The sequence below is a fragment of the Spongiibacter sp. C9W genome, from assembly GCF_057370015.1.
This window is the reverse complement of sequence record NZ_CM170672.1, coordinates 1,958,794-1,980,316: the sequence shown is the minus strand read 5'-3', so window position 1 is coordinate 1,980,316 and position 21,523 is coordinate 1,958,794. Positions and strand designations below refer to the sequence as shown.

The following is a 21,523-nucleotide window of genomic DNA, read 5'->3' as shown; positions in this document are numbered from 1 at the left end:
GTGGTGACGCACGTTTATAACGGCGTCATATTATTGTCCGGGGCATTGCCGCCGGTGTGATTATGGAATGATTCAGAGAAGGAAGCCCAGTCCCATGAATTTGTTGCGAAATGTACTGCTGAGCCTGTCGGTGTGTCTGCCTTTGCCACTGTTGGCGTCGGCGCTCCCCGATGATCCCCATATTGTTGTGCAGGGCTACGGTGAAGTTGAAGCGTTGCCCGATAGCGCCGAATTGCGTCTTCAGGTGTCTGACACGCAGAGCACGGCCTCTGCGGCAAAAGCCAACGTCGACCGACGCGTGGCGGCGGTACTGGCGGCCGCGCGTGCACAAGACATTGCTGATACGGCTATTCGTGCATCGCAGATCCGAGTTCACCCCGACTATGTCTGGGAGGACGGTAAGCGCAGGTTGCGGGGGCAGCGGGTCGAACGCCATGTCGATATTTCGCTGGCTGACCTGAGTCGCTACGGGGATCTTGTGGATGGTTTGATGGCGGCGGGCATCACTGAATTGGGCCAGGTGCAATTTGTTGTCGCCGACCGCGACGTGCTGGCCGAGCGTGCCCTGCTTGCTGCGGTGGCTGACGCTCGCCAGCGGGCGACGGTGTTGGCCAGTAATCTGGGTCGCAAGCTGGGCAAGGTGTACCGCATTGACGCGAGCAGTGCGCCGGCGGTGCCGCGTGGCAACCCCGGCGTGATGATGATGGAGGCGAAAGCCAGTGCCGATGCGCCGATGCTGCTGGGTAAAGAAACCGTGTCGTCGCGCTTGTCGCTGGTGTTTTTGCTCGACTAGCGCGCGGCGGGCATAAAAAAAGCACCCATCATATGGGTGCCAAGCGGGGGTGCTACTATGGAGACGTTCGCTCGCGGCTGCTTGCGTTGAAGCGGTCGCTGTTAAGCATGATTCCACTATAGCCATTGCCCCCATGTCACAATATTCGTAATTGTGCCTATCGCTGTAATGGCTGGCCGCAGGCGGGTATGGTTCACTCAAGGTGTTACGTCCTTGAACGTTAACAAGTGCTGCTCGGCATGACTGAAATCCCGCACAGTGCCGGCCACACGATAGGCCTGTTCTATTTGTGGTGAGGTATAGGTATAGCAGGCGCCATACATAACCTCTCGCGAATCATTAGCCGCCTCGCCGGCCATTGCGTCCAGGTCGTATCGTCGCGCACTGGAAACAAAGTAGGCCTTCTGTAAGGCGAAGGCGGCGCGTTGCTCCTCTCCCTGAAATGCGCGACCGGCCCAGGCCGTAAAGCCTTTGAACAAGACATTCCCTGCGAATTCGGCGGGCTCGAGAATTGTCCAATCACGGCAGCGCCAGCGGTGCATCAGCTCGTCGTTGACGCGGACTTCGGCGATACCGCCTTGCTCACCGGTTTCATCATCGATGCGCATATCGTAAACCCGCTCACCTTCACCGCGTGCTGCCTGAGCAATGGCGAGCAGACAGAGGTCGTAGAGGTGGGTGCAATTGGCGGTTGGATTACTGTGGGCAAGCAGTACCTGGCTGTCTTGCGTGACGGGCAAACCCACCAAGCCCTGCAGCGGCGTGACGGCGCCTGGGCAGGTCGAAAAAGGAATGCGCAGTGTCTCCGCATTGATGGCGGTTACCGTGCTGCCGTCGTGGTCCAGGGTTAAGCGAAAACCGTGGTTGTGGTCTTCCAATTCGGCAATCACCTGAAACTCAGAGGCGCGCAGCTGTATTCGGCGGCGAAAGCAGCCGCTTCCGTAGTTGGGATTCTCTGGATAACTGTTGTAGGTCGACATGGTATTTCTCCAAGCTCAACCCTTGATACTACCCGCTCTGCGCGTGCAGTGATTGACCGTTCCGGTCGATTTGGGTGACGCATGAGGTCACTCGCTGACGGCGTGGCTTTTCGCGCCTATTCTCAGTATGTTGGTGACTGCGCAGAATAACGGCTGATTCTCCCCGCGCCGATGCCAGTTGGGGGGGGTTGCAGCAAATCTGTTGGCCTGGCCGAGGAACGACAAGTGGATGAGTATCAACAGCTAATTAGCCTGATATCACTGACCATGGGGGTGGCATGGGCCAGTGGCTTGAATCTCTATGCGGCAATTTTGGTATTGGGCTTGGGCGGTGCCAGTGGCGGCATCGTATTGCCTGAAAATTTACAGGTCGTGCAAGACCCGGCAGTGATTATGGCTGCGGGTCTGATGTACGGGGTGGAATTCTTCGCCGATAAAATTCCCGGTGTTGATACCGGCTGGGACGCGCTGCATACGTTTATCCGTATTCCCGCCGGGGCGCTACTGGCTGCTAATTCATTGGGTGATGTGAGCCCGGCGCTGCAACTCGCTGCGGGCATTGTCGGCGGCTCGGTGACGTCGGTAACCCACGCTGCGAAAGCCAGCAGCCGTATGCTGATCAATACCTCGCCAGAGCCGGTAAGCAATTGGGCGGCCTCGATCGGCGAGGATGTCGCCGTGCTTGGTGGCCTGTGGATGGCCTTGAATCACCCGCTCGTGTTCCTGATCCTATTTGTGCTGTTCTTGTTATTGCTGATTTGGCTGCTGCCGAAATTGTGGCGTGGCATCGCGCGCATATTCCGCAAATTGGGGCAATGGCTGGGCTTGAGCGAGGCCGCCGAGCAGGAAATTGCGCCAGACGAGGGTGAGGCGCTGGCAGATTCGCTCAAAGAGTTAGAGGGCATGCATCGCTCCGGCAGCCTTACCGATGATGAGTTCGCGCAGGCCAAGCAAAAACTATTGCGAAGCTAAGCCCTGCGCACAGGTTTGGGAGCCTCAAAGCCCGGCGGAAATGCCTCCAAACCCCAGACCGAAGCTGCCTTTTGCTCATTGTTGCCGCATAATGTCGCTGTCCTCAGCCCGATTGGGTTGGGGTCACGCACCGTCGTTCCTATTCGCGTTATTGAAAACAACAGAGAGTGCCCCATGTTCAGCCCTTTTTGTCGCCAACGTTTGCTGGCTCTCGGCCTGGTTTTGTTGGGCAGCAGCGTACCTGTTCACGCTGGTTTACTGGCCGACTTGAGCCGAGCATTAGGCTTACTGCCGGTGCTAACGGCAGTGAGCGATACAACAGGGCTGGCTCTGGACGAAACCGTGTTGGCGCTCGACGCCTCCTTGTCGGGAGACTCAGTTTCTATGGCACCGCTAGCCCCCGTTGGGTTGGGAATGTCTGAGCGCGAGCGCTCACAGCTGGCGGCGATGGATGCGCCGGCGAGCCAGGCGCTGGTGGCAGGGCCCCTTGCCGAGGGTGGTGATCAGCCAGCGCTGGGTGAGGTGGAGTACCGTGACCCCCGCTATGAAGTTGCCTATGCCCAGACCGGCCCTCTCGATTGCCGCGACGGCGATGGTGATGGCGTTTGTGACCGCGACGACCAATGCCGAAGCACACCGCCGTCACGCCGGGTAATGGCTAATGGCTGTCATTTGGAATCGGCAAGCCCGTTGCGTCTGGATGAGGTGCATTTTGCCAGTGGCCGCTGGCAGTTGAGCCCGTCCGCGAAAGCCGTGTTGAATTTGGTGGTGGATGTCCTGCGTGAAGCGCCTTCGGGGCGCATTGAAATTGCCGGTCATACCGATAGTTCGGGCAGCGAGGCCTATAATCTTCGCCTGTCTGAGCGCCGTGCGGGAGCCGTTCGCGACTACTTAATAAGCAAAGGGGTTAGCGGCGAGCGTTTGCGAGCAAGAGGGTATGGCGAAGCGCAGCCAGTAAGTTCCGCCGAGCCGGCGCGCAACCGCCGTGTTGAGCTTCGCTTGCAAGCTGAATAGTTAGTGACGCCGATAATTCCAGTCTAAGGAGAAAGAACATGGCAATTGATTTGCCACCCGTGATGCCGCCGCAGTTGGCGACGCAACAACAAGTCGAGTTTGCGAAACAATACCAGGGTAGCTACGTGCAGCGGGAGATTAACGGTGTGTTGCTGCGTGTTCAGGAAGCGCCTTACCTTTCAGAGGCGCAGCTGCAGGCGATCCTGGACGGCGCAGATAGCCCCTCTGCCGCGATCACTGCATTGAGTCGCCGCTACTACAATATGGGGCACCTGTTAATGGGGCTGAGTTATTTCCGGCTTGGCGACACCGTGACGGTAATGGTCTCCCAAAATCGTGTGAAGGGCCTTCGAGGTGCGCCCTTGCTCACCCACTTTTTCTCCGGCCTGGTCGGTGATGACAACCTGCAACTGCACGAATTTGACCGCGCTCGGGTGCCCGCGTCGATATACGCCGAGCGAGCAGGCCTGGAGTACAACATTAGCTACGAGGCCCATGCCGACAACGAGGTGATTCTGGACTTCGTAGAGCGCGAGGCTGCCGATAGCAATGCCACGGATGTTGATGTGGAGCTCAATAACCGCGGTAGCCGGTTTTTGGGGCGATATTTTGCCCGTGTAGGCCTTGCCCATCGTTTTGCCACTGGCACCGAACTGAAGGCCAATGCGCAAACGGTTATTCGCGACTGGGGTGAGACCGGTGATGGCGATGATTACCAGCAAGTCGAGGTCAGCGTCGACCAGCCGTTACGCTACGGGCTCTACGGCATTGATCTATCCTATATTCGTTATGAGCGCGCCCCCGAAGTTGTCGTAACGAGCAGCGGGGGTGGGTTTTGCCTACCGCCATTGATCAGCTGTCCTATACAACAGCAGGTGCTGACACTGCCGCTGGATGCGGAGATTCAGCAGGCAAGTCTGCGTGGTGAGCAACTGCTGTTTAGTAACCCCCTGCGCCGTTTCAATGTCTTTGAGCGCCTCTCCTATGTGGACTCACGCATTGAGCCCCAAGCCGGTGGTGATGCGCTTTTGGAGGAGCGCTTCGTGTCGCTGGAGCTCGGTGCGCGCTATACCCTGCGCGAGCAGTGGTTGGGTCGCCCGGTATTCGCGCGAATGGAGTTTGCCACGGAGCTGGGGCTGAGCGATGACGATGGCAGTCTTGGCCAAGAGCCAACAGCAAAGGTTGCGATTGGTCGACGCAGCGCCGAGTATCTAATTGCCAAGCCCGCGGTGGCGATGACGTTGTCACTGAATGGCAGCACGGAGTTGCGGCTGTCGGCGCAGGGGCAATGGTCCGACAATACGCAACTGCCTCAGCAGCGCCAGTGGGTGCTGGGTGGCGGCAGCAGCTTGTCAGCCTGGTTGCCGGGCACGCTCGTTGGCGATGACGGTGTGCACGCCAGTATGGCGATTCAGCGAGAGTACGCATGGCGCGATCTTACGTTAACGCCTGCGCTGTTTGTTGAGTATGGTGCCGCCAGGTTTACTGACACCGACGATGAACTCGGCGAGTGGCAAAACCTGGCCGATGCAGGCCTTGGGGTGAGCTTGGAGATGCCCTATGGTTTGAGTAGTCACTGGGTGGCGGCAGTGCCCCTGGCCGATGACGTCGACGACGAGGCGCGCCTGGATAGCAAGGAAGTCGATTTCTATTGGAGCTTGCGCTGGCAGTGGTAGGCGGCTAAGCGCACTCTTAGCGCGCCAACAGCTGATCCAGTAATTGGCTAAGCTGTTGGCGCTGATCATCAGTCAGTGGTGCGAGCCACTGTTTTTGCAGCTCACACAGTGTTGTCATCGCCTGTTCAGCACGGCGTATTCCCGAAGGACTGAGTTTCACTAATTGGCTGCGGCCATCATCGGGATTGGCAGGGCGCTCAATCAAGCCCGCCGTTTCCAGCCGTTTCAGCAGCTTGGTTAAACCGCCGCTGCTCATCAACAAGGCCTTGCACAGCGCTGTCGGGCTAACGCAGTGCGGCGACGGTTGGCGGCGCAGTGCCGCGAGCACATCAAACTCTGCTGGCAATAGGTTGTGGCTGGCTAGCTGCTCGCTGCCGGCACGCAAATAGTCATCGGCGCTTCGCAGCAGTCTCAATATCGAAGGTTGGCAATCTCTGTAGGCTTGGGGCCAGTTCTCGCGTTGCTGTTCACGCAGCTCGGCAATGCCTATGCGTCGGTCGTCCATCGCGTTGTTTCCGTCGTGTGGGAACAGAATTTTATCTTGCTAGAAAGATAGTTGCCAGTTACTCTGCTCGCTTGCCTAACTGGAGCCGTTATGAACTCGCGAGCGGTGTCGCTGCCCATCACCTTTCTGCTAGCGTCGATTTTTGCCTTGTCACCTCTGGCTATCGACCTGTATTTGCCGACAATTCCGGCTATCGCCCGGGACTTTTCTGTGCCGGTGCAGCAGCTGGCGATCACCGTAAGTCTGTATATTTTGGGCCTGAGCTTTGGACAGTTTTGCGGTGGGCCCCTCAGTGACTACTGGGGCCGCCGGCCGGTGTTATTTGGTGGTTTGGCGATCTTTTTTGTCGCCAGCTTAATTCTGGCCTTCGCTGAGAGCCTGGAGGTCTTTTGGTTTGCCCGGGTATTGCAGGCTGTCGGCGGTGGCTTTGCTTCGGTTGTGGTGCCGGCGATTATTCGCGATAACACGGAGGGGCAGGCGACTGCCAAACTGTTCGCACTGATCGCGTTGATTACGATTTTCGCGCCTGCCATCGCGCCGGCACTGGGCACCTTGCTTTATACGATGAGCGGCTGGCGAGCCGTTTTCGTTGCCCTGGCGGCTTACGCCTCCGTGGTGCTGCTGGCAACGTGGCGCTTCCTCCACGTTACCGACGCCTCAGCATTGCCGGGGCCCGCGCAGAGTTTGTTGCAGCGCTATCGTCATGTGTTGCGCCACCGCGTGGCCATGCGCTACGTGTTGGTACAAGGCCTGACTTTCGCGGTGATGATGACCTTCCTGGTCAATTCCGCTGTGGTGTATATGGAGCACTACGGGCAGAGCGAGGCGGTGTTTTCGATTCTGTTTGCGGCCAATATTGTTACCCTGGCGATCGCCAACCGGGTGAATAACTATCTGCTCAATACCTTGCCTGCGGCCAAAATACTCTATGGTGCGGTGATGCTGCAGGGGCTGGCGTGCCTCGGTTTGCTGCTTGTCACACCGTTTAACCCGCCCTTGTGGTTAGTGGTCGGGCTAATTGTGGTGAGTGTGGGTGCTCTGGGTGGGGTTATGGGCAATACCCAGGCCTGCTGTTTGCACTTTTTCCCCAAGCACAGCGGCATTGCTTCGGCGTTGCTGGGCAGTGGCCAGTATTTAATTGGCGCGCTTGTCAGCGCTCTGTCCACGCGTTTTGTCAGTGACCAGCTGTGGCCGATGACAATAACCATGGCGCTTTGCTCTGTGCTGGCGCTAATAGTCTTGCCGCGCCCCTCTCTCTACGCTCGCCAGGTGGAAGCGGATAGTTATGCAGAGGCTCACTAGGGCCTGTTAACAGGCCCTAACTGTTTTGGCATAGCTCGAGCCAGCGAATGATCCCCTCGCTGCGGTATTTTTGGCGGTGCAAAATGAAGTAGAAGTTGCGTCGCAGGTCCCGGCTCGGCGTGGGGAGAGCGATGATGCGGCCGCTATCTATGGCCGCTTCCAGTGAGACGCGTGACAGGCAGCCGATGCCCAGGCCGTTCTCGACCGCGCGTTTGATCGCTTCTGTATGTTGCAGCTCCAGGCCAATTGTCATGTTTGGCAGCAGATCGTGCATGGCGCGATCAAACGCTTGGCGTGTACCCGAACCCGGCTCGCGCAGTATCCACTGAGCCTTTACAAGGTCGTCGTCCGTCAGTGAGCTTTTCTTGGCAAGTGGGTGCAGCGGGCTGCAGAACACTTGCAGCTCGTCCTCTCGCCAGGGCGTTACCTCCAAGTCGGGGTGTTGGAACTCTCCTTCAATCAGCCCCATATCCAAATTAAAACTGAGTACCTGTTGGCCGATGGCCTCGGTGTTGGCGACATGCAGCTGCACGCTCGCGCTGGGGTGGCGTTGAATGAACTCCGCCATGATGTCCACGGCAAGGTAATTACCAATGGTCAGCGTAGCGCCAATTTTAATTTCACCAATGCAGTCATGCTGTTTAAAGGCGTGTTCTAAGGCCTGTGCCTGGTCGAGTAAAGATTCTGCTTGCGGCCTGAGGGCGCGGCCTAACTCATTGATTTGCAGTCGTTTACCGACGCGGTCAAACAATTGAATAGAAAACTGTTTCTCCAGATCTTTTAGTGCGCTGGACGCGGCGGACTGGGACATTGATAGCTGTTGGGCGGCGCGAGTGATGTTCTCGGTATGGGCGGCCGCGAGAAAGACTTCTAGCTGGCGAAGTGTGTAATGCATATCAATTGATCCGATTATTTAAATTCAAATAAGTTGTTTTACCGATATGTTAGCCGCGACGTACAGTAACTGCAAATTCAGTGGCAGCAGCCAAGTAGCACAGTATCAACGAGGTGAGCAATGAAGACGATAAGTTCTGAGCGAGTAACGAGCGTGCACCATTGGAATGATACGCTGTTCAGCTTTAAAACCAGCCGTGACCCCTCATTCAGATATAAAAACGGTCACTTCACAATGATCGGTTTACCGCAGGCCGGACGCCCGCTGATGCGTGCCTACAGCCTGGTGAGTGCTAACTACGAAGACGAGCTGGAGTTTTTCAGTATTAAGGTTCCCGATGGGCCGCTGACGTCGCAATTGCAAAAAATACGCGTGGGCGACGAGGTGCTGGTGAGCCGTAAACCGACCGGAACATTGATAGCAGACAATCTGTTGCCCGGGCGCAACTTATACCTGCTCTCTACGGGAACCGGTTTAGCGCCCTTCATGAGTCTGATTAAAGACCCGGAGCTCTACGAGCAGTACGATAAGGTGATTTTAACCCACGGCGTTCGTTACCAGAGCGAGCTGGCTTACCAAAAGCTGATTTGTGAAGAGCTGCCCGGCAACGAGTACTTTGGCGACCTGGTGCGCGAAAAGCTGTTGTATTACTCAACGGTAACCCGAGAGGCGTATCGCAACAATGGCCGCTTAACAGACTTAATACGCTGCGGAAAACTCATGTCCGATGTGGGTTTGCCGGCCCTGAATCCCGAACATGATCGCTTCATGTTGTGCGGCAGCCCGGCCATGCTAAAGGAGAGTACGCAGTTGCTCGACAGCCTGGGATTTCGCGAAACGCGCGCGGGCGACTACGGGCACTACGTGATTGAGCGGGCATTTGTTGAACACTGAGGCTGGGTGAGGCGTGGTCGCGGGATAAAAAAGTTGCCTCTGGCTGCTTTTTTATCCCGATATTGATGGCGAATGTGGAGTCGCGGCGCGGCTCTTGTTAAGTTACGGCTTTCTGTTTCTCTTAAGATAGCCGCATATGTTAAAGAAAATTCTTTTGGCACTCTTGGTGCTCGTCGGGGCGGCTGCCGCCGTATTTGTCTTTACTAAAAAGCCTGAACCTCTGGCGGCTGATTCGGCGTCGGCGCAGTGGTTGCAAGCCGGCCCCCAAGAAGTGACATTTTTTGATGTCACGCTTGTAGACGACACGCGGCCCATGCAGGCGAACGGCGATTTTTCCGGTAGCGATGAGCGCGAGCTGAAAACGCGTATATGGCTGCCCGAGGTGCTGCATGGTCGCGCACCGCTGGTGATATATAGCCACGGCTTTATGTCGGATCGAACCGGCGGCCGTTATTTGGCCGAGCATTTGGCCAGCCACGGTTATATTGTGGCGGCAATGGACTACCCGCTTACCAATTTTAATGCCCCTGGCGGCCCATTGGTAAAAGACGTGGTAAATCAGCCCGGAGATATCAGCTTCCTGATTGACCAATTCCTAAGCTGGAATGCCGAGCAGGGCAACCAGTTCTACCAGCATATTGACGACTCGCGTATTGCCGCTATTGGATTGTCGCTGGGCGGCATGACATCGACAATGGTCGCCTTTCATCCGCGTTTGCACGACCCCCGTGTCAGTGCGGCGGTATCGATTGCCGGCCCCAGCTACATGTTTGGCCCTGCTTTTTTCCAGAGCCGACCACTGCCTTTTATGATGGTAGCCTCGCCCATAGACCCGATGATCAGCTATCAGGATAATGCCGCCGATATTCCCCAGAGGGTGCCCGGTGCGACACTGGTTACCATTGATGGCGCTTCGCACACTGGCTTTGCCAGTTTGGCTCGTGCCCTGCGGTGGATGGACAACCCGGACAGTTTAGGCTGCCGACAAGTCAATCAAGGCTTAGAAAAAACCGAAGACGATGATTGGAGTCACGAATTAGGCAGCCTGGAAGAGGGCTTAATTTTTGCTGAGCAGCCCAAGCTGTGTACGCAGATGCCGCTGCCGACGGCGATGAACCCGATTCGTCAGCACTGGCTAAATACCCTGGCGATTTATGCATTCTTAGAATCACATTTCGCTTTAGGCCAGCAGCAGCGTGTGGCTGCTAAGCGTTTTCTTGGTGAGCAACTGCCGGCCGAGCAAACAGATGTCAGCGTACAGCTGCCATAACTCATATTGGGGCCTTTCATGAAAAAGGATATTTAATGACTCGTCCCCCTCGCTTTTTTTGCCGCGCGCGAGCCTTGCTCGCCGTATGTTTCTGCGGACTAACCTCTGCGGTGTTGGCGCAATCGTTAGTTCGTCCGCCGCTGGAATTTTTACCTGATGTGGATGCCGAGCCGGAGGCGGTATCGTCACTGTTGCGGGCCGAGCAAATGCAGCTGGCTAAGATGGATAGCTATCCCCGCGGTGGGCCCGATGCGATTGCCGGCGTGGGTGATTGGTGGCTGAGTAACGGTGTACTTTGCGCGGCGATAAGTGATGTAGAACACGATGCGGGCATCGTTAGCGGTGGTGGCAGCTTGGTCGATCTCGGTTACTGTGACCGGGACGATGACCAGTGGAGCTACGCCAATTTCCTGACGGGTTTGAGCAAAGACACCGCGATTCCCGTGCAGCGCATTCACGCCGAAATTCGTGATGGTGGTGCCGAAATCGTTACCCTGGGCCAGCGCGATGGCTTGCGTCAGATTGTTCGCTACCGTCTTGAGGAAGACAGTCAAACACTGAACGTGCAGGTAGAGATAAGCCGCTACGCCGAGGGGCCGGCACTGCGTTTGAGCGGTTTGTTTACTCTCTACTCGCAGCGGGCGCTGTCGCCCTTTAGCTATTCGAGCTATGCACCAGAGGCGACATTGGGCTTTGCACAAAAGCAGATAGATCGCCACGACACCGCTTCGTTGATCAATGGTCTCATGCCCGCAGACTGGAATATTCTGGTTGGCAGCGACGCCTATGAGGCCGGGGTCAGCTATGGCGTCCAGCTTGAGTCTGCTGAGCTGATTACTGCCAGTGGCACGCGACGCTCGCTGCCTACGTTCCTGGCAGTGTTTCCCGATTACAGCATGCACGGCTGGATGACGCGCCCGTTGTGGATGCAAAGTGAGCGCCTGAACTGGTTGTCGATGTTGCAGAATCGATTTATGGATATCGACAAAAAGGAGCGCTTGCTCGCCAATTTTAATGTGGTGGTAGGCAAGCGCAGCGACGTGGCATCGGTCACCGACCAGATCTATCGGGGTCCCGAGCTGCGCGGCTATAGCAGCCACCAAGCGGTGTCCTTTTCGGTGTGGGACCGGCATGAAAGAGCCGTAACGCAGGTGCGCCCTAATGCCGATGGTAGTTTTCGCGTGCGCCTGCCCGATCGTGCCCAGCGCGTCAGGGTTAGCGCAGTGACCCCCTGGGGGCAGCGCAAAGCGAGAGAGCTTTCGGTGGTGGATAGCCGCAATGACTCGGGACGTTGGGTGTTTACCCAAAATGGTGAACTCAGTTTGCCTCGCAATGTTGCCATGAGTTTGTATTTTTTCGGCGTGGATGGCACGGCCGACCCCGAGTTTGGCGACGACTTACTGGCGTTTTCTGAAGGGGGGATTGCCCTGCGCAATGAAGACCAGGGGAATCGCATTGACCTTGCCGGCGTTCCCTCTGACCCCGAGCATATTTCTCTGCCCGAGGGGCACTACCGCGTGCTGGTGGGGCGCGGAATTGAATATGACATCGAAGAATACCTGCTGACCGTTGTCGCCGGGCAGCGCAGTGAATTGCCTATTCGGCCGCCCCAGCGGGCGTGGTATAGCGAAGACTGGCGAAGCGCTGACTTACACGTTCACAGTGGCGCCAGCTTTGATTCCGTGCTGCCCCTGCAAGAGCGTCTGCGCAGCTTTGCCGCGCAGGGCGCCGAACTTCTGGTCGCTTCAGAGCACAATCGCATTGTCGATGGTCGCAATGCGGTGGCGGCGATGGGCTTGAACGGGGTGCTGCAGCTTGTAGTAGGCAGTGAGTTCACGGGTATGGCGCACACCGCCGAGGCGCCGTTCACAATCGGCCACAGTAATGCATTTCCCCTGCAGGCGCGGCCGGAGCAATACGCTGGGGGCATTCCCAAAATTGAAGGTAGGGCGCTGCGCGAATTGATTGCCGATGTTAAGCGTCGTGACCCAGGCGCACTGTTTCAGCTAAACCATCCACGGGCTGTCGCTCCGCTAGACACTGACTTGGCGTTTTTCGAGCACCTTTCTGTCGGGAAAGAGTACGATCCTGCACTGCCCTTGAATAGTGAGAACAATAACAGCCTGTTGAAGGTGGCCCCGGCCAGCGGTGCCCGCGATATTGATTTTGACTTGTTGGAAGTGCTCAACGGCAGTGAGTTTGCGGTGTATGAGGCAGTGCGTGACGACTGGTTCTCGCTGCTGAACCAGGGCGCCCGACGCGGTGCGACGGGAAATAGCGACTCCCATGGTCGTCGTCAGCACGCTGCGATCCCAAGAAATTATATTTATCTGCCGGAGTCCGGCGGCTTGCCCATCAGCGAGGCAGCGCTGGTGGAGGCGCTGTCAGAGGGGCGCAGCTTTATGACGACCGGCCCGTTCATGGCGCTCACCCTGCGAGAGGGTGACCAACAAGCGGGTATTGGCGATACCTTCGCGGGGCGTAGGGCAGAGCTACATGTGCAGCTGCGCTCGGCGCCCTGGGTCGAGCTGGAGCAGATGACAATCTGGGTAAACGGTCGCATATATCGTCAGCTGCCATGCCGGGCTAACGACCACAAAGTAATCGAGCTGGTGGTCGAGGAGGATGCCTGGGTAGTGGTTGAGGTAAGCGGGCCTGCGGGTGACCGTTACCGCCAGCTGTACCCCGGTTTGCATCCGCTGGCGCTGAGTAACCCCATTTACTTTGATGCCAATCGAGATGGAAAGTGGCGCGCACCGCTGAACTAGGACTACTATTTAATTGTCATAAGCCACAGTAATAATACTGGATGTGAATAGTGGCCCTTTTTTATTGGAAAGCTTGTGCCATTATCGAGTCAGAGTCTGTAGCAAAAACAGACATACCAAAGTGTTAGGGGGAAATATGATCCGTATTCAGAAGTCCATGCGCCTCGTTGCATGTATCACCGTCGCGCTATTTGTCACTGCGTGTAGCATCGACCCGTACACAGGGGAAGAAAAGGCCAGTAATACCGCTAAGGGTGCCGGCTGGGGTGCACTAGGGGGTGCGGTACTGGGGGCGGCAGTATCCAGTAAGAAAGACCGTAAAAAAGGTGCGTTGATCGGCGCTGCAGCCGGCGCTGCTGCGGGTGGTGGCTACGGTTATTACATGGACCGCCAGGAAGCCAAACTTCGTGCCCGCCTGGAAGGCACTGGCGTTGGCGTGCAGCGTGTGGGCGATACCATCAAATTGATTATGCCGGGCAATATCACCTTTGATACCGGTAGTTCCGTCATCATGAGTGGCTTCACCAGCGTATTGGACAGCGTCGCGTTAGTCGCTAAAGAGTTTGATAAAACGCTGATGCAAGTGAACGGTTACACAGATTCGACCGGTAGTTTTCAGACTAACCAGACACTGTCAGAACAGCGTGCAGGCAGCGTCGCGCGTTACTTTATGAACCAAGGTGTTGCGTCGAGCCGTATTCGCGCAACAGGTTATGGTCCTCGCGACCCAATTGCGGACAACAGCACAGCCTCCGGGCGTGCTCAAAACCGGCGTGTAGAGATTGAACTGCTGCCCATGCAGCAATAAGTCACTACTCTTCTGCTTGGGGCGCCGCTCGGCGTCCCTTCTCTTTTCAAGGCAAATTCCGTGAATAAATTCTTTGTTGCTGCCATTGCGCTGCTGTTGAGTGCCTGTGCAAGTTTTAGCCCTATTACCAAGCCAGAAGTGGCGATAACCCGCATTAATGTTGGTGCGTCCAACGGCCTTCAGCAGCAATTGCTGGTGGGCTTGCAGCTGGATAACCCAAATGGCTTTGAGCTGAATTTGGGACGGCTGCGTTATGAAATGCACCTGGCTGGCAGCAAGCTGGCATCGGGCAGCTTTAATGAAGAAGTGCGGGTGCCAGCGAATGGCCAGAGCAATATTGAGGTGCCAGTGGGTATTAACCTGCTCAGTGGCATTGGCTTACTGCGCAATTTGCTGAGTAACGTTGGTGCCGACCTGGATTATGAGCTCAAGTTGAGTGCAGATGTGGGCAACTTTGGCCTGGGGGATATGACGGTCGTCAAGAAGGGCGTTGTCGGTATCAATGGCCGAGCAACGCCTTAGTTGCAGTGCTATGCCCGGCGTGCGGCCTTGCTGCCGCTGTCGCTCAAGCTGTCGTGCAGTGCAATCAACTGCTGCGTGAGTTTGTGGGAGGGGGCAAGGTGCACAAGCGGCAATTGTCGGTTGCGCGATTCCTTCATTTTTACAGAGCTGCTCAGGTATTGTTCGAAAACAGGCAGCTCGTTAGCGCGCAGACTGTCTACCAACTGAGCGGGCAAGCTCGCCTGGGCCTGAAACTGATTGACCACAATACCTTCTAAATGCAGCCCGGGGTTGTGGTCTTCGCGAATCTCCTCCACGGTTTCCAGTAAGCCCATCAGTGCGCCCTGCGAAAAGCTATCGCAGTCAAAGGGGATGACCAGGCTGTCGGCGGCAATCAGGGCTGAGCGGCTGTAAAAATTCAATGCGGGTGGCGTATCGATATAGATATGCTCATATTCTTTTTCCAGCTCGCGCAGGGCATCGCGGAGTTTGTAGATTTTGTGTCGGCTCTCGAGTTCGCGCTCGATCACGGCTAACTCGGGGCTTGACGGCATCAAGTAGAGATTGTCGAATTCGGTTTCGTATACGCAGTCACCCGCGTCTTTGCTCTTGCCAAAAAGAGCCAGCTTTTGCTTAAAAAAGCTGGCGGCATTGTCGTCGAGGTCGCGAAACTGTTCACCGACGAGGTACTCGCTGCTGTTGCCTTGGATGTCCAAGTCGATCAGCAGGGTTTTAAAGCCTTTCCAGGCGCTGATAGCTGCCAGGTTGCAGCTGATACTTGTTTTGCCCACGCCACCTTTTTGGTTAAAGATAACCCGCTTCATTGACTCGCCCTATTGCACATTGTTCGAAGTGGATAATGCTAGCAGTTCCGCGGGTTGTGGGCTATGGCTGATGACTTAGACTGCGGTAGATTTACGCTCATTCAGCCACGCCGACGTTCGGCCTAGGCCAAGTAGCAGCACGGTGATGTAACCCAGCGCCAGGTTGTTGGAGTAATCGCGGTGCAACTCTTTGCGGAAGATGAGGCATTCACAGAAGTGAGCGGCTAAAAGGCCGTAGCCGACCCAATTGATCCAGTGGCTGCTGTCGCCAGCCAAGGGTTGGAAAAAGTTGATCACGAAAGCCAGCCAAAATACCAGTGTGGCAATGTTCATTATACGGAGTCCCATGGGCACCTCTTGTTGTTATTACTTTGCGGATAATTGTTGGCCACGCATAATGCGATATTCGTAGTATTGCTGCAATCACTAGCCAGGAGTTGATGGATGTATACAGGCATTGTTCAGGGCGCCTTCCCCCTGTGTGGTTTGATCGATGAGCCGGGTTTGCGACGCCTGGCTGTGGATCTGCCCGAGTCTCTGCAAGATGAACTGAGCATTGGTGCCAGTATTGCGCTAGATGGCGTATGTATGACGGTCACTCGCATTGATGGGCCGACAGTGCACTTTGACGCGATGCAGGAAACGCTGTCGCTCACCACGCTGGGGCAGCTAAAAATGGGTGACAGCGTCAATGTTGAGCGTTCCGCTAAGCAGGGGGCGGAAATCGGCGGTCATCTGATTTCCGGCCATATTGATGGACGGGCCAAAGTCTGTGAGGTGCAGCGTTCTGAAAACAATGTGAGTTTGTTTTTCCAGTTGCCCGAGGCCTTGTGTAAATATGTGTTTCACAAGGGCTTTATTGGCTTGCACGGTTGCAGCCTGACCGTGGCGAGCGTGGATAAAGAGCGCGGTATTTTTTCCGTCTGTTTGATTCCGGAAACGCTTCGCAGTACTAATTTAAGTGCACTGGTGGTGGGCAGCGAAGTGAATATCGAGGTGGATCGTCAGACCCAGGTTATTGTCGACACGGTGGAAAGGGTGTTGGCAGAGCAGGGCGTAAACCGGGAGTAAAAACGGCGCCTTGAAGGCGCCGTTGTTTCGGGGCTTTTACGCGTCTGGCATCAAGCTATTGATGCGATCCAGCGCGTCGACGTACTCGTTGATCAGGCGGAACACCACATTGCGGGTGGACTCGACCTCGTTGATTTGCCCGACGACCTGTCCTACCGGGTTGAAGGCAACTTTTTGACATTCGCCCACTGCGGCATATTTGGCGGTGCGACGAATGCCGTCGCCGGTAACCAAGCCTTGCAGCGGCATGCCCAGCGGCTCAGGGTTGCCGGGGGTCGACCACGCATCGGTCCAATCATTCTTGAGCATTCGGCAGGGCTTTCCGGTCCAGGAGCGTGAGCGCACAGTGTCTTCACTGGTTGCTTTTAGCAATGACTCTTTCTGTGCAGGTTCGGCATGCGCCTCTTCAACGGTCAGCCACAGTGAGCCGCTCCATGCACCAGCGCAGCCCATTGCCATCGCCGCCAGCATTTGTTCGCCGCTACCAATGCCGCCAGCAGCCAGTACGGGAATTTCGCCCGCCGCTTTTACGGCCTGTGGCCAGAATACGATAGAGCCAACATCACCAGTGTGGCCGCCACCTTCGCCGCCCTGGGCAACGATAAAGTCCAGACCCGCTTCGCGGTGAGCTTTTACCTGCTTAACTTTGCCGCACAGTGCGCCAACCAGGCGGCCGCTGTCTTGAATCATTTTGACCTTGTCAGCCGGTGGTGTGCCGAGGGCGTTCGCGATCAGTTTACACTTAGGGCGTGTGAGGGCTTCTTTGAGCAGTGGAGTGGCTGTGGCTTCTGTCCAGCCAAGCAGGCCCATACCCTTGCTACCGTCTGGCCACTCGGGAACGCCGTGGTCGGCCAACAGCTTCTGTGCGAACTCCACGTGTTCCTCGGGCACCATATCCCAGAGCTGCTTTTCCAGCTCTTCGGGGCTCATATCGCCCATGCCTTCATATTTTTGCGGAATAACGATGTCCACGCCGTAGGGCAGGTCACCAATGTGGGCGTCGATCCAGTCAAGTTCTTCTTTTAGTTCTTCGGGCGAAAAGCCAACCGCGCCAAGTACACCGATACCGCCGGCTTTACTTACGGCCACCACCACGTCACGGCAGTGAGTGAATGCGAAGATTGGGTACTCGATACCCAGTTTTTTACATAGTTCGGTTTGCATTACCTAAGCCTCTGAATCAGGGCAACACCCGCTGGCGTGCCGTTCGATGAATACGCGCTACAGTATTGCCAAGGCCGTGGGGGGCAACAATGGCGTAAGTTATCATTGCCCAGTGACGAAAAAGATCAGTGGCTTGCCCTGATGACGCTTGTTTTCGCATGGCCGGGGGGGTAACAATAAGGGCTTCGATCCAACCCTGGAAAATGACCGTACTATGGATAATTGCCTTTCTGCAGGTGCGCGTCTATTGCTGCTCAAGCGCCGGCATCGCGCCTTAGACGAAGAAATTTCGTTGTTGGCGTCGAACCCTTGGCAAAATCAGTTGCTATTGCAGCGCCTAAAAAAAGAAAAACTACGTATTAAAGACACGATCGAACGCCTGCACAGCGAGATGATTCCCGATATTGACGCCTAGTGTTTGTGAGATATATCTCACAACACGGGCTGGTGATAACGCCTGTTGACCCAACGTCGAGCCTGCTCTAATAGCAGTCGTCAGGAAGACTAAGGCATTCAACGGATTGGATGCGACAGTGGAAGTCGAATTTTCAGAAAGCCGGCGCTTGCGCCGGCTTTTTGGTTTCTGGCGTATACTCCTTAATTGCCGTCGCGGCGATCACCTTCTACACTGCCCGCCTCATTTTCTGCATTGACGCTAGCCCAATGTCCGACCGAAACTTTGACGGAATTGCCCAACGCTTTCAGCGCAATATCTATGGCAATCCGAAAGGCCAACTTCGCCTGGCAATTTGCCGCCGAGAGCTCGAGGAAAAGCTACCAGCGCTTTTTGGTGGTGAGCCGGTAAGCATTTGGGACGCCGGCGGTGGATTAGGGCAAATGGCCGAGGTCTTTCTCGAGCAGGGGCACCCGCTTGAGCTCAATGATATTTCACAGGAGATGCTCGATCTGGCAGGGGAGCGTCTATCTTCATACTGCCGCTCAGGGCAGTTGTCGTTGTCCCATGCGCCTATTCAAGGTATGGCCGCTCAGGGGCAGTTTCAGTTGGTGATCTGTCATGCCGTGCTGGAGTGGGTGGCAGATATGGAGCAAGTGCTACGCCACCTCGCTGCAGGTATAAAAGAGGGTGGCCACCTGTCGCTGATGTTCTATAACCTCAATGCATTGGTATTGGGTAATATGATTAAGGGCAATTTATACAAACTGCGTGACGAGGATTTTGCCGGACACCCCGGAGGTTTAACGCCGCCATCGCCCCGCCGGCCGCAGGATGTTGAGGCGGCGCTTTCCGCGGTGGGCCTTGAGGTGGTATCGCGCCGAGGGGTTCGCATTAGCCATGACCTAATGTCCAGACAATTACGCCGCGAGCGCAGCGTTGACGACATGCTTGAAATCGACTGGCAGTACGGTGCTCAGGAGCCGTTTTGGGCCTTGGGGCGTTATGTTCACTTGTTGTGCCGCCACAAGAGCGGGGCGGTCTAGTTGGCAATTCGAACTGCGGCACCTGAGAATGCGTGGGTGTTACGTTCTGGTAGGGGCGTTAAGGTGTGGCGGGGAATTGACTGCCCGCCGATGTGGCGGGCGGCATTTCGTCGCGATGATGATGGACTGGCGACGGTTTGTACTCAGCTGCCGGCGTTGGAGGTGGTATGCCTGCAGTAGCTAGCGTTTACAGCGCGATTAAACAGGCAATAAGCCCCGCTGCGACAATGCTGATAAAGCTCACGCGAGCAGTGATGTCAGCATAAATTTCTGCATTGTTCATTTCAGTTGCAGTGATCGCTTTCATAGTGTGATCCTCTCGGTTTTGCTGCTGTGGTTTTTACAGTGCAACGATGCTGGCAATAAAGCCGGCGGCAATGATGCTGGCCAGTGCAAGACGGGCTGCGATATCCGTTACCACTTCTGCTTTGTTGATCTCGTTGATAGTCAATGTATGAGCCATGTTGTTTCTCCTGTGAATGTCTTGATGACAGGGTCAGTATAGGGAGAAAGCGGCTTAACAGGGGTTACAGGGAGGAGGGGAGTCGGCGTCGTGTGTGTGGCCTAAGGTGGCGAAAATTAAGCTTATGAATGCTAGATAATTTCAATAAAATCAGTGTGTTAAATGAATTCTAAGCAAAAGTTCATCATTTGTTTAAGCCCCTGCCATCATGTCGCGGGGGTTAAATTGCTGTAATAGATGGGAAACGGCGGTGTTACCGCTTCCCATGCAAGCAATTTACTGCCGGGGAGCGAGGGGCGTGCGCCGGGTATCTGCTCGCGGTGTCCGGGGGCCTAAGCGTTTGCTCAGCAGCCCGAGCACTCGCTCTGCCGTGTGACGATAGGCGGTGAGCTTGCCGCCGTATACCGACAGAATTTTCGGGCTATTTTCGTCGTCACACATTAGGAATGTGTCGCGCAGGCGTTTGTTGGCACTGTCATCCGAGCGCGGTAGAACGCGCAGCCCTGCCCATGCGTCGATAAGCGCGGGTTTCTCACCCGGGAAAAAGTGGCTGAGCGTATCTTGAAGGTAGGTGATTTCATCGTTGCTTGGCGCGATATTATCTGGGCCATCGCGGTGAATGATCTCGGTGGTGCCAACCAGTGTATGCTCGCCCCAGGGCATGGCAAAAACGGCGCGCCGGTCGCTGGGAGCCTCCATGTAGTAGACGCCGCGCCCGAGGCGTTTATCGACCACAATATGGCTGCCGCGCACAAGTTCGATCTCCTCGGTCATCGCTGCGTTTTCGATGCGCTGCGACGTTTGATTTACCCAAGGGCCGGTGGCATTAACCAGGCTTTTGCAATGGCAGCGGCGCTCACCGTCAGCCGTGTTGAAGGTCAGCGAATAGCCATCTTCGTTCTTTTTGGCTTCTAACAGCTCCCAGCCCGTGAAAGTTTGCGCGCCCAGTTGCGCGGCGGAGTCGACAACAGCCTCGGTTAGCAGCCGGTCGTCGGTTTGACCGTCCCAGTACTGGAATACCGCCTGCAGGCCGTTGGTATCCAGACCATCAAGGTTGTGCCACTCTTCTTTCTTCAATTTGCGGAAATGCCCCAGTGGGCCACCGCCACTCAACAAGTAGTAGAGCGTTAAGCCGGCGCGAATTTGCCAGGGGCGGCGCGAGGTATTTTTATAAATAGGAATATAAAAGGGTACCGGGCGAACAAGCTCTGGCGCGTTGCGCAGCAGCTGGGCGCGTTCGCGCAGGCTGTGGAACACCAGGGAGAATTGCGCCGTTTCCAGATAGCGCAGACCGCCATGAATTAATTTGCTTGAGCGCTGAGAGGTGCCTGCCGCCCAGGTTGCGCGCTCGAAAATACAGCTGTCGTAGCCCGCTGCCGCTGCGGCTTGGGCAATGCCTGCGCCCTGAACGCCGCCGCCAATGATGGCAACTTCGGTGTGGATATCGTTAGACAAGGTGGAGCTCCTGTAATACTTCGCCAATATTAAAACTTTCTATTCCGGCGGCTCCGCGTTCGAACCAGTCGCGGGCCTCCAGGGCGCTGCCTACCTCATAGATCAGCAGCGGTAGCGGCAGGGTGCGCAGATCGGTCTCTACGGGGACGCAGTTGCGGTCCATAAACACGATTTCAGGCGTCAATTCAGCCAGCGACGCCAGCTGCCAGTCCGGCCAGTAGTCGAAAACCGCGCCGCACCGCTGCCAGCCGTTGTTCTTGGCAACCAGCAGGGCGTCGAGCTCAAAGCTGATGAGCACGCAGCGGTGTTGGTAGCCCTGTAGGGCTTGCGTGACCGCACTGACCATGGCGTTTGCGCCAAACTGGGCGAGACTTTCCCCTTTCAGCTCGACATAAATATCTACCGACGGGTAGTCGTCGAGTAAACCGGTCACCGCCTGGAGGGGGCTGAGCGGCGTGCCTCTGAACTGGTCTCCAAAGCGCTCGGGCTCGTAGGCTGACATCGTTGCAAGTTCGGCCGCCGTATAGTCCCAGATCATGCCGGGTTGTTGGCACAAACGTGTTAACGCTGGGTCGTGGAAGATAAACGGTGTACCGTCAGCACTGAGCTGCACATCTAGCTCGAGCTTAACCGCGCCCACGCGAGCCGCTTCGCGCAGTGCCAGCAAGGTGTTTTCTGGGAAATGCTGTCGCCAGCCACGGTGGGCGACAAAATTTTCGATCTGCATA

General features: G+C 56.2%; 22 protein-coding genes. 13 read left to right on the top strand and 9 right to left on the bottom strand.

What is annotated here, in order from left to right; all coding sequences use genetic code 11:
- The first annotated feature begins 94 nt into the window (after positions 1-94).
- Positions 95-793, top strand: a complete 699-nt coding sequence (locus tag AC2Q8J_RS09455) for an SIMPL domain-containing protein (RefSeq protein WP_486451141.1) — start codon at positions 95-97, stop codon at positions 791-793.
- 197 nt (positions 794-990) lie between these two features.
- On the opposite strand, the gene AC2Q8J_RS09450 is transcribed toward AC2Q8J_RS09455, so the two are convergent.
- On the bottom strand, positions 991-1,773 hold the full coding sequence (locus AC2Q8J_RS09450; RefSeq protein ID WP_288362640.1) for a DUF2889 domain-containing protein: 783 nt from the start codon (positions 1,771-1,773) through the stop codon (positions 991-993).
- Between the two features lie 225 nt (positions 1,774-1,998).
- Between AC2Q8J_RS09450 and AC2Q8J_RS09445 the strand changes: the two genes are divergently transcribed.
- From AC2Q8J_RS09445 to AC2Q8J_RS09435, 3 genes are all read left to right on the top strand, one after another.
- The gene (locus tag AC2Q8J_RS09445; protein ID WP_204994746.1) at positions 1,999-2,745 is read left to right on the top strand and encodes a DUF4126 family protein; all 747 of its coding nucleotides are present in this window, start codon (positions 1,999-2,001) and stop codon (positions 2,743-2,745) included.
- A gap of 174 nt (positions 2,746-2,919) precedes the next feature.
- On the top strand, positions 2,920-3,759 hold the full coding sequence (locus tag AC2Q8J_RS09440) for an OmpA family protein (RefSeq protein WP_486451140.1): 840 nt from the start codon (positions 2,920-2,922) through the stop codon (positions 3,757-3,759).
- A 38-nt stretch (positions 3,760-3,797) separates the two neighbouring features.
- Entirely contained in the window at positions 3,798-5,435 is a 1,638-nt protein-coding gene (locus AC2Q8J_RS09435) for a ShlB/FhaC/HecB family protein (RefSeq protein WP_486451139.1), read from the top strand.
- A 16-nt stretch (positions 5,436-5,451) separates the two neighbouring features.
- Here the strand turns inward: AC2Q8J_RS09435 and AC2Q8J_RS09430 are convergent, their stop codons facing one another.
- Entirely contained in the window at positions 5,452-5,940 is a 489-nt protein-coding gene (locus AC2Q8J_RS09430) for a MarR family winged helix-turn-helix transcriptional regulator (RefSeq protein ID WP_424143991.1), read from the bottom strand.
- A gap of 90 nt (positions 5,941-6,030) precedes the next feature.
- On the opposite strand from AC2Q8J_RS09430, the gene AC2Q8J_RS09425 reads away from it, so the two are divergent.
- A complete protein-coding gene (locus AC2Q8J_RS09425; protein ID WP_286695154.1) occupies positions 6,031-7,242 on the top strand; it encodes a multidrug effflux MFS transporter in 1,212 nt (403 codons plus the stop codon).
- A 16-nt stretch (positions 7,243-7,258) separates the two neighbouring features.
- Here the strand turns inward: AC2Q8J_RS09425 and AC2Q8J_RS09420 are convergent, their stop codons facing one another.
- Complete coding sequence (locus AC2Q8J_RS09420) at positions 7,259-8,137, bottom strand: LysR family transcriptional regulator (protein WP_204994741.1); 879 nt, start codon at positions 8,135-8,137, stop codon at positions 7,259-7,261.
- A 120-nt stretch (positions 8,138-8,257) separates the two neighbouring features.
- Here AC2Q8J_RS09420 and AC2Q8J_RS09415 point away from each other — a divergent pair, with 120 nt between their 5' ends.
- The 5 genes from AC2Q8J_RS09415 to AC2Q8J_RS09395 all read left to right on the top strand — a co-directional run bounded on the left by AC2Q8J_RS09415 (position 8,258) and on the right by AC2Q8J_RS09395 (position 14,399).
- Positions 8,258-9,031: a ferredoxin--NADP reductase gene (locus tag AC2Q8J_RS09415; RefSeq protein ID WP_486451138.1), complete on the top strand. Its 774-nt coding sequence runs from the start codon at positions 8,258-8,260 to the stop codon at positions 9,029-9,031.
- Positions 9,032-9,167: 136 nt separating this feature from the next.
- A complete protein-coding gene (locus AC2Q8J_RS09410; RefSeq protein WP_204994739.1) occupies positions 9,168-10,301 on the top strand; it encodes an alpha/beta hydrolase family protein in 1,134 nt (377 codons plus the stop codon).
- 35 nt (positions 10,302-10,336) lie between these two features.
- Entirely contained in the window at positions 10,337-13,069 is a 2,733-nt protein-coding gene (locus tag AC2Q8J_RS09405; RefSeq protein ID WP_486451137.1) for a CehA/McbA family metallohydrolase, read from the top strand.
- A 157-nt stretch (positions 13,070-13,226) separates the two neighbouring features.
- Positions 13,227-13,877 carry a YiaD family glycine zipper/OmpA-like lipoprotein gene (locus tag AC2Q8J_RS09400; RefSeq protein WP_204995019.1) on the top strand — a complete coding sequence of 217 codons (651 nt, stop codon included), beginning with the start codon at positions 13,227-13,229 and terminating at the stop codon, positions 13,875-13,877.
- 60 nt (positions 13,878-13,937) lie between these two features.
- Complete coding sequence (locus AC2Q8J_RS09395) at positions 13,938-14,399, top strand: LEA/WHy family protein (protein WP_027873210.1); 462 nt, start codon at positions 13,938-13,940, stop codon at positions 14,397-14,399.
- Between the two features lie 8 nt (positions 14,400-14,407).
- Here the strand turns inward: AC2Q8J_RS09395 and AC2Q8J_RS09390 are convergent, their stop codons facing one another.
- Entirely contained in the window at positions 14,408-15,202 is a 795-nt protein-coding gene (locus AC2Q8J_RS09390; protein WP_027873209.1) for a ParA family protein, read from the bottom strand.
- A 75-nt stretch (positions 15,203-15,277) separates the two neighbouring features.
- The gene (locus AC2Q8J_RS09385; RefSeq protein ID WP_486451136.1) at positions 15,278-15,550 is read right to left on the bottom strand and encodes a DUF1145 domain-containing protein; all 273 of its coding nucleotides are present in this window, start codon (positions 15,548-15,550) and stop codon (positions 15,278-15,280) included.
- A 96-nt stretch (positions 15,551-15,646) separates the two neighbouring features.
- Here AC2Q8J_RS09385 and AC2Q8J_RS09380 point away from each other — a divergent pair, with 96 nt between their 5' ends.
- Positions 15,647-16,273, top strand: a complete 627-nt coding sequence (locus AC2Q8J_RS09380) for a riboflavin synthase subunit alpha (RefSeq protein WP_486451135.1) — start codon at positions 15,647-15,649, stop codon at positions 16,271-16,273.
- Between the two features lie 36 nt (positions 16,274-16,309).
- On the opposite strand, the gene AC2Q8J_RS09375 is transcribed toward AC2Q8J_RS09380, so the two are convergent.
- Entirely contained in the window at positions 16,310-17,437 is a 1,128-nt protein-coding gene (locus tag AC2Q8J_RS09375; protein ID WP_486451134.1) for a nitronate monooxygenase, read from the bottom strand.
- 214 nt (positions 17,438-17,651) lie between these two features.
- On the opposite strand from AC2Q8J_RS09375, the gene AC2Q8J_RS09370 reads away from it, so the two are divergent.
- Together AC2Q8J_RS09370 and AC2Q8J_RS09365 are read left to right on the top strand one after the other, a co-directional pair.
- On the top strand, positions 17,652-17,852 hold the full coding sequence (locus AC2Q8J_RS09370; protein ID WP_027873205.1) for a YdcH family protein: 201 nt from the start codon (positions 17,652-17,654) through the stop codon (positions 17,850-17,852).
- A 248-nt stretch (positions 17,853-18,100) separates the two neighbouring features.
- Positions 18,101-18,877 carry a methyltransferase domain-containing protein gene (locus tag AC2Q8J_RS09365; RefSeq protein ID WP_486451133.1) on the top strand — a complete coding sequence of 259 codons (777 nt, stop codon included), beginning with the start codon at positions 18,101-18,103 and terminating at the stop codon, positions 18,875-18,877.
- Between the two features lie 340 nt (positions 18,878-19,217).
- Here AC2Q8J_RS09365 and AC2Q8J_RS09360 read toward each other — a convergent pair whose 3' ends face one another.
- From AC2Q8J_RS09360 to AC2Q8J_RS09350, 3 genes are all read right to left on the bottom strand, one after another.
- Positions 19,218-19,340, bottom strand: coding sequence for a hypothetical protein (locus tag AC2Q8J_RS09360; protein WP_267878898.1), 123 nt, complete (start codon positions 19,338-19,340; stop codon positions 19,218-19,220).
- 276 nt (positions 19,341-19,616) lie between these two features.
- Positions 19,617-20,795 carry a glycerol-3-phosphate dehydrogenase/oxidase gene (locus AC2Q8J_RS09355; protein WP_286695147.1) on the bottom strand — a complete coding sequence of 393 codons (1,179 nt, stop codon included), beginning with the start codon at positions 20,793-20,795 and terminating at the stop codon, positions 19,617-19,619.
- Entirely contained in the window at positions 20,788-21,522 is a 735-nt protein-coding gene (locus AC2Q8J_RS09350) for a glycerophosphodiester phosphodiesterase family protein (RefSeq protein ID WP_204994732.1), read from the bottom strand. The genes AC2Q8J_RS09355 and AC2Q8J_RS09350 overlap by 8 nt, the downstream gene beginning before the upstream one ends.
- Position 21,523: the final 1 nt, after the last annotated feature.